Source organism: Alteromonas sp. M12, assembly GCF_037478005.1.
Classification (GTDB): domain Bacteria; phylum Pseudomonadota; class Gammaproteobacteria; order Enterobacterales; family Alteromonadaceae; genus Aliiglaciecola; species Aliiglaciecola lipolytica_A.
The window spans coordinates 650,891-668,339 of the sequence record NZ_CP144164.1 but is presented as its reverse complement, the minus strand read 5'-3'; the positions used below and the strand labels follow the sequence as shown (position 1 = coordinate 668,339).

The following is a 17,449-nucleotide window of genomic DNA, read 5'->3' as shown; positions in this document are numbered from 1 at the left end:
GCGACTCAAAGAAAAAATCTAACACAGCAGAGAGATAGGTATGTCAGCCAAAGATATTGAACAGTCATTTGTCATCCTCAAACAAACCGTCCCTTTGCTGGTTAAACACAAAATTTCTGCCGTCCCTACCAATTATGCCCTTTGGTACACCTATGTCAGCAACGACTCTCCCGAATTAAATGAGCAGTTAGATGCCGCTGTAGAAAGTGATTCTCCAATATCGGAACTCAAGGCTAAAGATCTCTATCGTAGTTACATTTCTGATAAAGAAGAAGTGAATGTTTGGGATTTACGCCAGTCTCTTGAAGGTATGATGATTGAATTATCGCAATCCCTCAAAGACACTAAATCGGAAACCCAAGATTATAAAAACCTCATGGACGCCTGTATCGACGATTTGAGCAAGGTTGAAAAAGAAGGCTGGACAGTAGAGGAAGTGTTAGGCTTAGTGCGCAATATGGTCAAAGAATCGCAAGTGATCAGACAAAGTACCATCAGCTTCAATGGCGCTCTGGCCAGTGCAGAAAAAGAAATAGTGCGGCTTAAATCGCAGTTGCAAGCCAGTCAACAAGAAGCGCTTTATGATGCGTTAACCGGATTATGCAACCGTCGTTATTTCGACTCTGAAATTAGCAGTAAAGCAAAACTAGATAAGTGCAGTCTAGCGTTAATTGATATCGACCATTTTAAAAAAATAAACGACACCTACGGCCATCAAATGGGTGATTTAGTACTAAAAGCGGTGGCGAAAAAGATACAAAGCTGCTGCCGGGAAAATGCCCAAGCATTTCGTTACGGCGGAGAAGAGTTTGCGGTCATCATGCCAGGACTGGATCAATCCCGTGCTCGGCATATGGCCGATGTTATGCGCCGAAATATCGAAAAAATCACCGTAAAAGACCGTCGAACTGGCCAATCTTTAGGGGATATAACGGTTTCTGCTGGCGTGGCCCAGTTGCAAGCAAATGAACATTCAAGTCAGTTTATCGAAACAGCCGACAAGTTATTGTATGAAGCAAAACGTCTTGGAAGAAATCGTGTCATGCCCATGGCTTAAAAGCGGTTTAAAATTAGAGAATTAAGTGTTTTTTCCGCGCTTTTCACGCATTTTAACTAATTAAAATCATAAAACTCATAATATCTACACTATTTTAAGAATAATAAAGTACCTTTATTGGTCATTTAACCAACTGAAAATAAAGGCTTTTTTCAACAAACCTTGAATTAATTTTTAAACTGTTGATTTTTAAAGCAAATGAAACAATGTAACCTGTCGAAAATTTTTGTATAATGCCGCGCAATTTTTTATTAGACACAGAGTGGACCAATGTCAGACTTATCTCATTACAGAAATATAGGTATTTTTGCCCACGTTGACGCGGGGAAAACTACCACCACCGAACGTATATTAAAACTTACCGGTAAAATTCATAAAACCGGTGAAGTACACGACGGTGAATCAACAACAGATTTCATGGAACAAGAAGCAGAGCGCGGGATTACTATCCAATCAGCTGCTGTAAGTTGTTTCTGGAAAGATCACCGTTTTAACGTAATCGACACCCCGGGACACGTTGACTTTACAGTAGAAGTATATCGTTCACTTAAAGTTCTAGACGGCGGAATCGGTGTATTCTGTGGATCTGGCGGTGTAGAGCCACAATCAGAAACTAACTGGCGTTATGCGAACGAATCTGAAGTAGCTCGTATTATCTTCGTAAACAAACTAGACCGTATGGGTGCAGACTTTTACCGTGTTGTTAAACAAGTTAAAAATGTTTTAGCAGCAACACCACTAGTTATGACGCTTCCTATCGGTATAGAAGATGATTTTGTTGGTGTAGTTGATGTATTAACTAAACAGGCTTACATCTGGGATGACACAGGTCTTCCTGAAAACTATACAATTGAAGATGTTCCTGCTGACATGGTTGATAAAGTTAACGAATACCATGAAATGTTAGTTGAAACTGCTGTTGAACAAGACGACGATCTAATGATGGCTTACATGGATGGTGAAGAGCCTTCTATTGAAGACCTTAAACGTTGTATCCGTAAAGGTACACGTGACATGTCTTTCTTCCCAACATACTGTGGTTCAGCTTTCAAAAACAAAGGTATGCAGTTAGTACTAGATGCCGTTGTTGATTATTTGCCTAGCCCGACTGAAGTTGATCCTCAACCTTTGACTGACGAAGAAGGTGTTGAGACTGGTGAAGTAGCGACTGTTTCTGTTGATGAGCCATTACGTGCACTAGCATTTAAAATTATGGATGACAGATTCGGTGCTTTGACTTTCGTTCGAATTTACTCAGGTAAATTGAATAAAGGTGACACTATTCTTAACTCGTTTACTGGTAAAACTGAACGTGTTGGCCGTATGTGTGAAATGCAAGCAGACGACCGTAACGAATTAAACAGCGCACAAGCTGGTGACATCATCGCTATCGTAGGTATGAAAAACGTACAAACAGGTCACACACTTTGTGATCCTAAACACCCTTGTACGCTAGAAGCTATGGTATTCCCAGAGCCGGTAATCTCTATCTCTGTTGCACCTAAAGATAAAGGTGGTTCTGAGAAAATGGGTATCGCTATCGGTAAAATGGTTGCTGAAGATCCATCTTTCCGTGTTGAAACGGATGAAGATTCTGGTGAGACCATTCTTAAAGGAATGGGTGAGCTTCACTTGGATATCAAAGTTGATATTCTTAAGCGTACATATGGCGTTGACTTAGAAGTTGGTCAACCTCAAGTAGCTTATCGTGAAACTATTACTCAACCTATCGAAGATTCTTATACCCATAAGAAACAATCAGGTGGTTCAGGTCAATTTGGTAAAATTGACTATCGTATCCGTCCTGGTGAGCCAGGTTCTGGTTTTACATTTAAATCAGTTGTTGTTGGTGGTAACGTTCCTAAAGAATTCTTCCCAGCTATCGAGAAGGGCTTTAAAGGTATGATGGAAACTGGTGTTCTTGCTGGTTTCCCTGTGTTAGATGTTGAAGTTGAACTATACGACGGTGGATTCCATGCCGTGGATTCATCTGCAATTGCGTTCGAAATCGCAGCTAAAGGTGCATTCCGTCAATCGATTCCTAAAGCCGGACCTCAACTTATTGAGCCAATCATGAAAGTAGACGTGTTTACGCCTGAAGATCATGTTGGTGACGTAATTGGTGACCTTAACCGTCGTCGTGGTATGATTAAAGACCAAGAAGCAGGTGTTACTGGTGTTCGCGTTAAAGCCGACGTACCACTTTCTGAAATGTTCGGTTATATCGGATCACTTCGCACAATGACATCTGGCCGTGGTCAATTCTCAATGGAATTCAGCCACTATATGCCTTGTCCAGCAAACGTTGCTGAAAAAGTTATCGCTGAAACTAAAGCGCGTAACGCTAAGAAGTAAATATTACTTTTAGTTAAGCTATCAAAAAACCCGATTTTTTAATCGGGTTTTTTATTGTTTAATAATAACCACTCTACAAAGCCCTAAAGCAATTATTCCATTCTAATGTACGTTCATTTTTTCGCACAAAACAGTTCACAAAAAAGTACAGTTTTGGGTAAATAAATTGTCAATCTTGTCTATTTTCGTTAAGGTTTAGATATTCTCCGAAGTCGTCCTTTTGGATAAGGAATATGGAGAAATCACTATCGACAATCAAGGAAGAAGCTAAGGAAGCTTATATGAAAACCTGCTTAATTTTTGCGTTGCTACTATTTTGTTCATCTGTATTAGCAAGCAAACTGCCCATAGATCAATTCTCCAAACACAGTGACTATTTAGATATGACCATCTCCCCCGATGGCAAACACCTACTCGCACGAGTACAACACGAAGGTGAGGTAAGTTTAGTCTTTTTAGATGCCAAAAATATGAAAATAGTGGGAGGCGTTCGGCCAAAAGAAGGGGATGCAATTCACTCGGCTCAGTGGGTCAGCGATGAACGAGTGGTATATCAGTTTGCAGAAAAACGTTTACGCTATGATGCGCCAATTGCAACCGGAGAGTTATTTGCGATTAATGTTGATGGCAGTAAACAAGAAATGTTGTATGGCTGGAGAGCGAGAGAGAATGGCGATCGCAGTACAAGAACAAAAAAACGCGAAGCCAGTTACGCCACGCCCGAAATAATTAGCTTGTTGGTAGATGACGAAAAAAACATCTTAATATTGGAACACCCTTGGACCTTAGAACATAACCAGTGGTACGACTTACGCAAAAAACACTCAGTTATTTCTAAGTTAAATATATTCAACGGCCGCAAAACTAAAGTCGAGGTGCTTCCCCACCCCGGAGCTCACGCTATCGCCAACAAATTTGGCGAAATTAATTTTATCAAATGGCATGATGAAAATTTAGAAGTTCATGGAGCATATAGAGAAAAACGTGATTCACGATGGCTAGAAATTGTAGATGCTTTTGGGGTCAACAAAGACCTAGTACCAACTGGCACCAGCAATGATGGCAAAAAGATTTTACTAACGGGTAGTTATGGAAAAAGAGATTTAAATACTTATTACGTACTAGACCTCACCAGCAAAAAACTTAGTCCGATTTTTGACGATATGGTAGCCGATATCGCTTATACCAACCGGGAGCCATTAACCAATATGCCGGTAGTTGGTATTTCTTATCCGGGTAAACCGCAATATCATTATGTAGAGGAAAACAAAACCGCCAAGCTGCATAAGATGTTAGTTGAGGCCTTCGGTGAACAGGAAGTTAACATCACGAGTTCAACTCGAGATGGGAAAAAGCTGTTGGTGCGTGTCTCTAGTGATGTCAATCCAGGCGAATACTACATATTTGACACTGAAAAAATGGGTGCAGAATTTATCTGGTCGAACCGCTCTTGGCTAGACCCGCGCACTATGGCACCAATGCAAGCATTTCAATTCACCACTGAAGACAATATGGTAATCCATGGTTACTTGACCATGCCATTAGCACTAAAGGAAAATGAAAAACCCCCTATGGTCGTCGTTATCCATGGTGGTCCCCACGGTATAAGTGAAACATGGGGATTTAATAGTGAAGTGCAGTTTTTAGCTAACCGAGGGTATGCGGTATTACAAGTTAATTTCCGCGGCTCTGGTGGTTATGGTAAACAGTTTGAACAAGCGGGCTATCGGCAATGGGGTGGTAAGATGATAAAAGATATCACCGACGCCACTAAATATGTTGTCAGCCAAGGATATGTAGACGGCGAAAAAATGTGTGTGTATGGCGCTAGTTATGGTGGATATGCAGCATTGATGGCCAGTGTGCGCGAGCCTGAACTGTACAACTGCACCATAGGCTATGTTGGTATTTACGATTTGAACTATGCATATACTGATAGTATTTACATGAAGAGTCATGGGGGCCGAGGTTATTTTGAAAAAGTCCTAGGCACCAACGCTCGAGAGCTAGCTCAATTCTCTCCAGTGAATTATGCAGACAAAATCAAATCAGATGTATTGTTAATTCACGGCGAAAAAGATTCTATCGTTTCGGTTAAGAATGCCCAAGCGATGCTCACCAGCTTTGAAGCCGTAGGTAAAAAGGTAGACTACATAAACTTCGAAAAAGGTGGACATGGTCTGTTTCAAGAGGCGGGACGAAGACAAGTATATGCTGCGCTCGAAGAATTTATTAATCAGCACATTAATAAATAGAATATGCCAAATAAGCAACCGCATCAGGAACATCCCTTGCGGTTGCGCATATTATCAAGTGATAACAGAATCAGTCGCTATATCAGTTTTACGACAAAACGCTTACACTAACCACCATAAAAATTCTGACATCAAACAATTTTATCAGTTATGACAATTGCGCAAGGCAAACGCCTCAATAAATACATCAGTGAAACAGGCTTATGTTCACGCCGTGAAGCTGACAAACTCATAGAACAAAATCGGGTCACCATAAATAACAAGATTCCAGAATTGGGCACTAAAGTCTTTGATGGAGATGAAGTCAGGGTTGACCGAAAGTTAATTGGTGCCACGCCGAATAATAAATCCGACCGTATTTATATCGCCTACAATAAACCAGTTGGTATCACCTGCACCACAGAGAAACATGTTAAGGGAAATATCATTGATGCGATTGGACACAAACAACGCATTTTTCCGATCGGTCGTTTAGATAAACCATCCGAAGGGTTGATTTTACTCACCAGCGACGGCGACATAGTAAATAAGATATTACGTGCTGAGAACGCCCATGACAAAGAATATGAAGTAACCGTCACACAACCTATCAGTGAACGATTTTTAACGCGTATGGCTTCTGGCGTGCCCATATTGGGCACTGTTACTAAACCCTGTAAGGTTAGTCCTTTAGGAAAATACAAATTTAAAATTATTTTGACGCAAGGCTTAAACAGACAAATTCGTCGTATGTGTGAATTTTTAGGTTATGAAGTGAGTAAATTAAAGCGCACTCGTATTATGCATATTGATCTGTCTCGACTCTATCCTGGTCAATGGCGAAATTTAACCGCTGCAGAAATGCAGGTTTTAAATGAGTCTCTTAAAGGATCACAAAAAACCGCCAATACTACCCCACAATAGCCAAAAACCATTGTGGGGTATTTCCGTTAAACTAGCTTTGCGCGTCAGGCAATAAACCTTGTACTTGAGCCGGTAGAACTTTCAATATTTGTCTGCGACTAACTTGCCAAAAAGCAGATAACAGCAATAAGGTTGCGCCAATACACAAACCAGTGATTGCAAAGCTATAACTTACCATTCCGTAAGTTTCTAATAATGTAGAGAACGCATAAATAACATAGACCAATGCAGACACCATAATAGCGCGTCTATCGACAGCAATAGATATTGCCGCTAGCAAAACATACAGCCCGAGCACCACCAAAGAAACTGACACACCGCCTACCCCCTGCAATACGCCTAAAGAAGTAAATATAGGATGCACAATTAGCGGCGCAGCGGCCAAATGCAACCAAAATGCGACATCAGATGAACGGGTTTGACGGTTGCGATCGGAGGCATCCCAATACATGGCCAAACCAAAAATAGCTAAACCAACACCTAACAACAAACTATTTACCCAACCAACAGCGCTTGGGAACACTGCCAATATAACAGCGATCATACTGCTGCTCAGTGCTGCAACTCCAGCGGCGACTGTTATAGGCACTCGAAAACGCTTCCAATGCAGCACAGCGGCAAAGGCGCTAAGCAAACCGGCAACTAGGAATGGAATTTCAGAAGGTTGTTGGTAGTTCACTAAGGGAGTGGCAAAAACGCCGCCTAAAAATGTCAGCAACAACATAATTGCAGGTAATGCCATTCTGCGCTTCACCACAAAGAATTCAGCTAAAAGCCATGATGCAATAGCAACCCCGATCGTCCCTAGCATAGGAGAAAGATGATATCCGAGAAAAGCGATTGACGCCAAGAGTAACCCGCTGGCAATAACCACGAAAATATCGTTAAAACCTGTAATTAATCGAAAGTTTTCCTCATCAGCCATTGAGGTATTTTTTAAATGAGCAATATGGGTTTTGAATTTAGTGACAGAGTCGTCAGTAAAAATACCGGCCTCCACTGCCTGATTCAAATCTTCGTCGTTGTACATAGGTTGGCTCCAATTATTATTTTTAGCCTTAAATAGGCCTTACGAATTAACCAATTTGAAATGTTTCAGCAATAAACGAACCAGAATTAATAATCTCTATTTTTCAGTATGTTAGGAAATTGGATAGGTATTTTAAGTGATAAAATTAATAGCATTACCCAAATAGTAGTGAAATTAACCATTGTTCGGTAGTTAAGGAGAAGTTACCGTTTGCCAACTCCAATCGAATGCAGCCAGCCCTATTCCTGTTATTAGTCTTTGATACTCAACAGGATCTAGTGCTTTGGCTACTACTTTATACTGAGACCTATATTTCACAGCACGAGTAGTTAATAAATCAAATCGCTTGTCTGCATTTTCGGAAAAGTCCACATCACGAAGTTTTTCAATTCGAATACTGGTGTTGTAATACTCCACCACATACTCCAATAACCGATTTTGTATCAATAACATCTTTTTATTTACTAGATGCTCGCAGATGCCCTTTTCTGTGATGGCATAAGAAAAGCCTTTTTCAGTCAAGTCTGTGGCACTTTCCGCCAACTTCAAGGAGGTTTTCCAATACTGTGTAATCAATTTTAAATACTGAATCGAAATATGCTGGTTTTGCTGAATTTCTGGCGAGTTCAATTCTTCCAAAATGTCTTGGCTAAGCATCTCAAGTGTAACAAGCAAACGATTAAAATTAGACATCTACAGTTTACAGCGGCAAAACCTAAAGGCTATAACTTCCCAACACAATTGGTCAAGTACTCTTAGCTGGCGAAAAGGACGAAAATTACCCACGGAATAAATTATGGCTTACAAAAAGATAATCTCCCCTCCCCTATAGGCGGGTGTTTTTGCCCCGCATCGTTTTGCAATCATCCCATGGCCTGAAGACCATGCTACAGACTCTTATCGGATTCGCGATTCCATGGCCTGAAGGCCATGCTACAAACCGCGCCTTGTTGAACCTTTCCATGGCTTGTAGGCGGGTGTTTTAACCCCGCGATATGTTGCCCCACGCCATGGCGTGAAGGCCATGCTACAAATATTGTAAATACAAATCGCAGGCACAAAAAAAGCCGCTCTAAGAGCGGCTTTTTAATTCGTATCTTATCTCGCTATTAAGCGATGATTTTTGCTACAACACCAGCACCAACAGTACGGCCACCTTCACGGATTGCGAAGCGTAAACCTTCGTCCATCGCGATTGGGTTGATTAGCTCAACTTTGAATTTCAAGTTGTCGCCAGGCATTACCATTTCTACACCTTCTGGTAATTCTACTGCACCAGTGATGTCCGTTGTACGGAAGTAAAACTGTGGACGATAGCCTTTGAAGAATGGAGTATGACGACCACCTTCATCTTTAGACAATACATACACTTCAGCTTCAAACTGGGTGTGTGGAGTGATTGAACCAGGCTTAGCCAATACTTGACCACGCTCTACGTCATCACGTTTAGTACCACGTAGTAGTACACCAACGTTTTCACCTGCACGACCTTCGTCAAGCAACTTACGGAACATCTCTACACCAGTACAAGTTGTTTTCGTTGTATCTTTGATACCAACAATCTCAACTTCTTCACCTACTTTGATGATACCTTGCTCTACACGACCGGTTACTACTGTTCCACGACCTGAGATTGAGAATACATCTTCAATTGGCAAAATGAACGGCTTATCAATTGCACGCTCTGGCTCTGGGATATAGCTATCTAGTGCTTCTGCAAGCTCTATGATTTTTGCTTCCCATGCTGCATCACCTTCCAACGCTTTAAGCGCTGAACCTTGAATTACTGGTAAGTCGTCACCTGGGAATTCGTATTCTGTTAGAAGTTCACGTACTTCCATTTCTACTAGTTCCAACAACTCTTCGTCGTCAACCATGTCACATTTGTTCATGAATACGATCATGTAAGGGATACCAACTTGGCGACCCAACAAGATGTGCTCACGTGTTTGAGGCATAGGACCGTCAGTTGCCGCAACAACCAAGATTCCGCCGTCCATTTGCGCAGCACCAGTGATCATGTTCTTAACATAATCCGCGTGTCCTGGGCAATCTACGTGTGCATAGTGACGCTTAGGCGTGTCATACTCAACATGTGAAGTTGAGATTGTGATACCACGCTCACGCTCTTCTGGAGCGTTATCGATTTGATCAAATGCTGATGCTGCACCACCGTAGGTCTTTGCAAGAACTGTAGTGATTGCCGCTGTAAGCGTAGTTTTACCATGGTCAACGTGGCCAATTGTACCGACGTTTACATGGGGTTTCGTGCGTTCAAACTTTTCTTTAGCCATTTTTCTCGTTTCCTAATTTAAAAGTCCGACCCTGTAACAGACCGGACCGAACCTTCATTTAGATTAATTTCTTGCTTCAACTATCGCTTTAGTCACATTATTTGGTGCTTCAGCATAGTTAAAGAATTCCATAGAGTATGAAGCTCGCCCCTGCGTTGCGCTTCGCAATGCAGTAGCATAGCCAAACATTTCCGAAAGAGGAACCTTAGCACGTACAATTTTTATACCTGCCACCCCTTCATCCATGCCATCAATTACGCCGCGACGACGATTTAAGTCACCCACGACATCACCCATCCAGTCTTCTGGAGTGGTGACTTCAACTTTCATAGTCGGCTCAAGCAGTACAGGATTGGCAATCTCTACACCTTCCCTAAAGCCCATTGAACCGGCTATCTTAAACGCCATTTCAGAAGAGTCAACATCATGGAATGAACCATCAAACAAAGTGACTTTGACATCCAACACTGGGTAACCAGCTAGGACACCATTTTGCATCTGTTCTTGGATACCTTTATCTACTGAAGGAATGTATTCTTTGGGAACGATTCCGCCCACAATTTCATTCACAAATTCGTAGCCTGCACCTTCTTCGTTTGGTTCAATTTTCAGCCAAACATGTCCATATTGACCACGTCCACCTGATTGACGAACAAACTTTCCTTCCACTTCGACACTTTTACGAATCGTCTCTCGATATGCAACTTGGGGTTTACCCACATTACATTCGACATTAAATTCACGCTTCATGCGGTCAACAATGATATCCAAATGCAACTCACCCATTCCTGAGATAATTGTTTGTCCGGACTCTTCGTCGGTTTTTACGCGGAAAGAAGGATCTTCTGCAGCAAGTTTACCCAAAGCAACGCCCATTTTATCTTGGTCAGCTTGAGAACGAGGCTCTACCGCAATAGAAATAACCGGTTCAGGGAATTCCATACGTTCGAGGGTAATGATGTGGTTTGGATCACACAAGGTGTCTCCAGTTGTCACATCTTTCATTCCAATTGCTGCCGCGATATCACCAGCGCGCACTTCTTTTAACTCTTCACGGTCTTTAGCATGCATTTGCACGATTCGACCAAAGCGTTCACGTTTACCTTTTACAGCGTTATAAACAGCATCACCTGTATTTACCACGCCGGAATAACAACGGAAGAAGGTTAAAGTCCCTACAAATGGGTCAGTGGCAATTTTAAACGCTAAGGCAGCAAACGGTTCGCTATCGTCAGCATGACGTTCAGCTTCTGTTTCATTCTTATCACTTAGTACGCCAGTGATTGCAGGTACATCAACCGGTGCTGGCAAGAACTCGATAACGGAATCAAGAACAGCCTGTACACCTTTATTTTTAAATGCTGAACCGCATGTCGCCACTACAATTTCATTTTTGAGTGTACGAATACGTAGTCCAGTTTTAATTTCTTCCTCGGAAAGCTCTTCACCTTCCAAATACTTATTCATCAATTCATCAGAGGCTTCCGCGGCAGCTTCAACCATCTCGGTGCGAAGTTCATTCGCCCTGTCCAGTAAATCTGCAGGTACATCTTCATATAAAAAGGTCATACCTTGATCAGCTTCATTCCAATTAATGGCTTTCATCTTGATCAAGTCAATGACGCCTTTGAAGTTCTCTTCAGCACCAATGTTCAATTGAATAGGTACACAAGTAGCACCTAAACGATTGTGAATTTGCTTAACTACACGATCGAAGTCAGCACCCGTACGGTCCATTTTGTTGACAAATACCATGCGCGGAACACGGTATTTATCAGCTTGGCGCCATACAGTCTCAGATTGGGGTTCAACGCCCGATGAGCCACAGAACACAACTACCGCACCATCTAACACTCGTAAAGAACGTTCAACTTCAATAGTGAAGTCTACGTGCCCTGGGGTGTCAATGATGTTGATTCTGTGCTGGTCATACTGTTGCTGCATGCCAGACCAGAAACAAGTAGTGGCTGCGGAGGTAATAGTAATCCCCCGCTCCTGCTCTTGCTCCATCCAATCCATGGTAGCAGCGCCATCATGGACTTCACCAATCTTGTGAGACAAGCCGGTATAAAATAAAACGCGCTCAGTCGTGGTCGTTTTACCCGCGTCAACGTGGGCAACGATTCCGATATTGCGATAGCGTTCAATTGGATGTTTACGAGCCATTTAATCCTCTCTAAGAAACTTTGACTACCAACGGTAGTGTGCGAACGCCTTGTTCGCTTCAGCCATACGGTGAACGTCTTCACGCTTCTTAACCGCAGAGCCTCTGTTCTCAGACGCATCTAACATTTCAGCTGCTAGGCGCTGAGCCATAGATTTTTCACCACGCTTACGTGCGGCATCAACCATCCAACGCATACCTAATGCATTACGACGAACAGGACGAACTTCTACAGGTACTTGGTACGTAGAACCACCAACACGACGAGACTTAACCTCGACTGTAGGGCGGATGTTATCCAATGCTTCTTCGAATACATCTAGGTGAGCTTTACTGGTTTTTTCAGCAACGATGTCTAATGCACCGTAAACAATTTTTTCAGCAGTAGATTTTTTACCGTCCAACATGACAACGTTCATGAATTTGGCAAGTAATTGTGATCCGAACTTAGGATCTGGTAGGATTTTTCGTTGACCTACGACTCGTCTTCTTGGCATCTTAATATTCTCCGTGGGAATTCAGGTATAACCCAAAACTCTAAATTTAATAGTTTGGCCTTACTAACGGAGAACCGTTAAGACTTAGGCCTTTTTGCGCCGTATTTAGAACGGGCTTGTTTACGGTCGTTAACGCCTGCGCAGTCTAAAGTACCGCGAACAGTGTGGTAACGAACACCTGGTAAATCTTTAACACGACCACCACGAATAAGAACAACACTATGCTCTTGTAGGTTGTGACCTTCACCACCGATATATGAAGAAACTTCAAAACCGTTGGTTAAACGAACACGGCATACTTTACGTAAAGCTGAGTTCGGCTTCTTTGGCGTGGTGGTATATACGCGTGTACATACTCCACGTTTTTGTGGGCAAGCCTGTAAGGCAGCGACGTTGCTTTTTTCAACGGGCTTCTTACGAGGAGAGCGCACTAACTGGTTAACTGTTGCCATTAACTAGGGCTCCTGGTTAATAAAAAACTACTGTTTGCCCGTTTTACCGGGCGCTGAAAGCGAAAAATCCGCGACCAAAAACTTGCATTAGCAAATTTCGGGTCGCGGAATTCTATAGATCATAAAACAAACTGTCAAGAAAAGTCTTTGACTAACTAGGGTCAGCCAAAGATATTTCTAAATTTTCTTACTCGTTGTTAGAACTGTCACCAGCTTCAGCGTTTAACGCTTCAGTTAGGGCAAGTTCAGCTTCAGAGGCAGATACTGATGTTTCTTCAACCATCTTAGCAGCTTGTTTCATTTTCGCTCGGTTTTGGTGGTAAGAGAAACCGGTTCCTGCTGGAATCAAACGACCAACAATAACGTTTTCTTTCAAACCTCGTAACTCATCTTCTTTACCTTGCACTGCTGCTTCGGTAAGAACACGGGTTGTTTCTTGGAACGAGGCCGCTGAAATGAATGATTCAGTAGACAGTGACGCTTTGGTAATACCAAGCAACTGTGTTTCATACTGAGCAGGAATTTTACCCTGCTTTTCAATTTCACGGTTAGCAACTCTAACGTTCGCAACTTCAACTTGCTCGCCTTCAAGGAATTGAGTATCACCTGGGTGAGTAATCAAACACTTACGCAACATCTGGCGGATGACCACTTCGATGTGCTTATCGTTAATTTTAACCCCTTGTAAGCGGTAAACTTCTTGTACTTCGTTAACAATGTAGTTAGCAACTGCACTGATACCACGAAGGCGCAAGATGTCATGAGGTGACTCTGGACCATCGGCGATTACTTCACCTTTTTCTACAGATTCACCTTCAAACACGTTAAGTTGACGCCATTTAGGAATCATCTCTTCGTAATGATCACCTTCTTTAGGCGTAATAACTAAGCGCTTTTTACCTTTTGTTTCTTTACCAAAGCCGATAGTACCGGAAACTTCAGCAAGAATTGCAGGCTCTTTAGGCTTACGTGCTTCGAACAAGTCAGCAACACGCGGTAGACCACCGGTGATGTCACGAGTTTTCGAACTTTCTTGAGGTATACGTGCTAGCACGTCACCTTCACGAGCCATCATACCGTCAGAGGCTTCGATTGTAGTAAAGCTAGGCAGACGAATTTCCTGCAATCCAACTTCATCACTTTCTAGAATAAGTTTAGGTTCTTTAGCGTTCGCTTTAGTTAAATCTTTAACTACGATACGGGTTAGACCGGTTAACTCATCTTGCTGCATTTCGGTATTCGAATCATCAACATCAGCAAAGCTAATTTTAGCCTTACGTTCTGTAATAATTGGATGCGAATGCGGATCCCAGTTCGCGATAACATCGCCAGCACTAATAGCTGCGTTATCATCAACAGAAAGGATTGCACCGTAAGGCACTTTATAACGTTCTTTTTCACGACCTTGGTCGTCGATAACGGTCAATTCAGTAGAACGTGAAACGATAACGACTTTGTCGTCAGCATTACGCACATACTTAGCATTGTGTAATTTCAATGTACCAGTTGTTTTAACTTGTACACTGTTCTCAGCAGATGCTCTTGATGCCGCACCACCGATGTGGAACGTACGCATGGTTAACTGTGTACCAGGTTCACCGATTGACTGTGCGGCGATAACACCAACAGATTCACCGAATCCAACCATGTGTCCACGAGCCAAGTCACGTCCGTAACATCTTGCACAAACACCGAAGTCGTTGTCACAAGTGATAACCGAGCGAACCAAGATTTGGTCTACTGAGTTAACTTCTAACATGTCAACCAAACCTTCATCTAGTAGCGTATTACGTTCTACTAAGATTTCGTTAGTACCTGGCTTAATTACGTCTTCAGCTACGACACGACCCAATACGCGTTCACGCAATGGTTCTACAACGTCACCACCTTCGATAAGAGGAGTCATTTTAACCCCTTCGAAAGTGCCACAGTCTTCAGTGTTAATGACCAAATCTTGTGCAACGTCAACCAAACGACGAGTTAGGTAACCCGAGTTAGCTGTCTTCAATGCCGTATCGGCCAAACCTTTACGAGCACCGTGAGTAGAGATAAAGTACTGAAGTACATTTAGACCTTCACGGAAGTTCGCTGTGATAGGCGTTTCAATGATTGAACCATCTGGTTTCGCCATCAGACCACGCATACCCGCCAACTGACGAATCTGAGCAGCACTACCACGAGCACCAGAGTCAGCCATCATGAACACTGAGTTGAAAGAGTCTTGCTCTTCCATTTCACCGTCACGGTTTTTAACTGATTCTTTAGACAAGTTTGACATCATTGCTTTAGCAACGTCTTCGTTTGCACGAGACCAAATATCAATAACTTTGTTATAACGTTCACCAGCGGTAACAAGACCTGATTGGAACTGTTCCTGAATTTCGAATACTTCTTCTTCAGCAGCTTCAATGATGTCTTTCTTCGCATCTGGAATAACCATGTCATCAATACCAACTGACGCACCAGCGATCATCGCATAGTGGAAACCGGTATACATGATTTGGTCAGCTGCGATAACCGTATCTTTCAAACCTAGTACACGGTAACAAGCGTTCAACAAACGTGAAATCTGCTTTTTACCCATAGCTTGGTTGATAATTTCAAACGGCAAACCTTTAGGCAAAATCAAAGAGAAAATAGCACGACCAACTGTAGTATCAGTTAATGTTACTTTTTCCTGTTTGTTACCATCAGCATCTACGTCATATTCAGTGATACGAACTTTAACGCGAGCATGAAGTTCAGCATTACCTGTACGGTAAGCTTTTTCAGCTTCATGTGGGCTGGTAAATACCATGCCTTCACCCAAACCGTTTACACGGTCACGAGTAAGGTAGTACAAACCTAATACAACGTCCTGTGAAGGTACGATGATTGGCTCACCGTTAGCAGGTGACAAAATGTTGTTAGTAGACATCATCAATGCACGAGCTTCTAGCTGCGCTTCGATTGTCAACGGTACGTGTACCGCCATTTGGTCACCATCGAAGTCAGCGTTATACGCCGCACACACTAGTGGGTGCAATTGTATCGCTTTACCTTCGATCAAAATTGGTTCAAACGCTTGTATACCCAAACGGTGAAGAGTAGGTGCACGGTTAAGCAGAACTGGATGTTCGCGGATAACGTCATCTAGTACGTCCCAAACTTCCGGTGCTTCGCGCTCAACTAATTTCTTAGCCGCTTTGATAGTAGTCGCTAGACCACGTCCTTCTAATTTTCCGTAGATGAACGGCTTGAACAATTCCAATGCCATTTTCTTTGGAAGTCCACACTGATGTAGACGAAGAGTAGGACCAACAGTAATAACTGAACGACCAGAGTAATCAACACGCTTACCTAGCAAGTTCTGACGGAAACGACCTTGTTTACCTTTGATCATATCAGCCAAAGATTTAAGAGGACGTTTGTTAGAACCAGTAATAGCACGACCACGACGACCGTTATCAAGAAGTGCATCAACAGCTTCTTGCAACATACGTTTTTCGTTGCGCACGATGATATCAGGTGCAGCAAGGTCAAGAAGACGTTTCAAACGGTTGTTACGGTTGATTACACGACGATATAAATCGTTCAAATCTGAAGTTGCAAAACGACCGCCATCTAGTGGTACCAATGGACGTAAATCCGGTGGTAAAACGGGTAATACAGTCATGATCATCCACTCAGGCTTGTTACCTGATTGTTGGAATGATTCAAGCAATTTCAAACGTTTAGTAATTTTCTTACGCTTAGTTTCAGAATTGATGCTAGGCAATTCTTCACGCATTGCGACTACATCAGCATCAACATCTAATACTTTAAGTAATTCGAATACTGCCTCAGCACCCATTTTAGCGTCGAATTCATCACCATGTTCTTCCAAAGAATCTAAGTATTCTTCTTCAGTTAAAAGTTGAGAACGCTCTAGGGTTGTCATACCGGGTTCGGTTACAACATAAGATTCGAAATAAAGTACACGTTCGATATCACGCAATGTCATATCTAACATCAAACCAATCCGAGACGGCAATGATTTCAAGAACCAAATATGCGCGACCGGGCTAGCCAATTCGATATGACCCATACGCTCACGACGTACTTTAGTTAATGTAACTTCAACGCCACATTTTTCACAAATCACACCACGGTGTTTAAGGCGTTTGTATTTACCACACAAACACTCATAGTCTTTTACCGGACCAAAAATACGGGCACAGAAAAGGCCATCGCGCTCTGGTTTGAACGTACGGTAGTTAATGGTTTCAGGTTTCTTAACCTCACCAAAAGACCACGAACGGACCATGTCCGGAGAAGCAAGACCGATTCGAATATTATCGAACTCTTCGGTTTTGTTCTGTTGCTTAAGAAACTTTAATAAGTCTTTCACTTTTTTCTCCCAGCGGAGTGGTGTTACAAAACCCGACTAACCTATTTGGCTAGTCAGGCTCTCCTTTCTTTCG

The 17,449-nt window shown here is 42.4% G+C and carries 11 protein-coding genes; 4 read left to right on the top strand and 7 right to left on the bottom strand.

Annotation, left to right across the window (positions count from 1 at the left end; translation table 11 throughout):
* Window positions 1-40: 40 nt before the first annotated feature.
* From VUI23_RS02840 to rluF, 4 genes are all read left to right on the top strand, one after another.
* Complete coding sequence (locus VUI23_RS02840) at window positions 41-1,057, top strand: GGDEF domain-containing protein (RefSeq protein ID WP_342806744.1); 1,017 nt, start codon at window positions 41-43, stop codon at window positions 1,055-1,057.
* Window positions 1,058-1,327: 270 nt separating this feature from the next.
* Window positions 1,328-3,412 (top strand): elongation factor G, encoded by a 2,085-nt coding sequence (gene fusA / locus VUI23_RS02835; protein ID WP_216047947.1) that lies wholly within the window; start codon window positions 1,328-1,330, stop codon window positions 3,410-3,412.
* Between the two features lie 281 nt (window positions 3,413-3,693).
* Complete coding sequence (locus VUI23_RS02830) at window positions 3,694-5,667, top strand: S9 family peptidase (RefSeq protein ID WP_342806742.1); 1,974 nt, start codon at window positions 3,694-3,696, stop codon at window positions 5,665-5,667.
* 150 nt (window positions 5,668-5,817) lie between these two features.
* Window positions 5,818-6,570 (top strand): 23S rRNA pseudouridine(2604) synthase RluF, encoded by a 753-nt coding sequence (gene rluF / locus VUI23_RS02825; RefSeq protein WP_342806740.1) that lies wholly within the window; start codon window positions 5,818-5,820, stop codon window positions 6,568-6,570.
* Window positions 6,571-6,601: 31 nt separating this feature from the next.
* Here the strand turns inward: rluF and VUI23_RS02820 are convergent, their stop codons facing one another.
* From VUI23_RS02820 to rpoC, 7 genes are all read right to left on the bottom strand, one after another.
* Window positions 6,602-7,600 carry a hypothetical protein gene (locus tag VUI23_RS02820; RefSeq protein WP_303502175.1) on the bottom strand — a complete coding sequence of 333 codons (999 nt, stop codon included), beginning with the start codon at window positions 7,598-7,600 and terminating at the stop codon, window positions 6,602-6,604.
* Window positions 7,601-7,792: 192 nt separating this feature from the next.
* Complete coding sequence (locus VUI23_RS02815) at window positions 7,793-8,293, bottom strand: hypothetical protein (protein ID WP_216047951.1); 501 nt, start codon at window positions 8,291-8,293, stop codon at window positions 7,793-7,795.
* A 416-nt stretch (window positions 8,294-8,709) separates the two neighbouring features.
* Entirely contained in the window at window positions 8,710-9,894 is a 1,185-nt protein-coding gene (gene tuf, locus VUI23_RS02810) for an elongation factor Tu (RefSeq protein ID WP_342806738.1), read from the bottom strand.
* A 63-nt stretch (window positions 9,895-9,957) separates the two neighbouring features.
* Window positions 9,958-12,060, bottom strand: coding sequence for an elongation factor G (fusA, locus tag VUI23_RS02805; RefSeq protein ID WP_216049830.1), 2,103 nt, complete (start codon window positions 12,058-12,060; stop codon window positions 9,958-9,960).
* A gap of 24 nt (window positions 12,061-12,084) precedes the next feature.
* Window positions 12,085-12,555 carry a 30S ribosomal protein S7 gene (rpsG, locus tag VUI23_RS02800; RefSeq protein ID WP_216049829.1) on the bottom strand — a complete coding sequence of 157 codons (471 nt, stop codon included), beginning with the start codon at window positions 12,553-12,555 and terminating at the stop codon, window positions 12,085-12,087.
* A gap of 77 nt (window positions 12,556-12,632) precedes the next feature.
* Window positions 12,633-13,007: a 30S ribosomal protein S12 gene (rpsL, locus tag VUI23_RS02795; RefSeq protein WP_216049828.1), complete on the bottom strand. Its 375-nt coding sequence runs from the start codon at window positions 13,005-13,007 to the stop codon at window positions 12,633-12,635.
* A 187-nt stretch (window positions 13,008-13,194) separates the two neighbouring features.
* A complete protein-coding gene (gene rpoC, locus VUI23_RS02790) occupies window positions 13,195-17,376 on the bottom strand; it encodes a DNA-directed RNA polymerase subunit beta' (protein ID WP_216049827.1) in 4,182 nt (1,393 codons plus the stop codon).
* Window positions 17,377-17,449 lie beyond the last annotated feature (73 nt).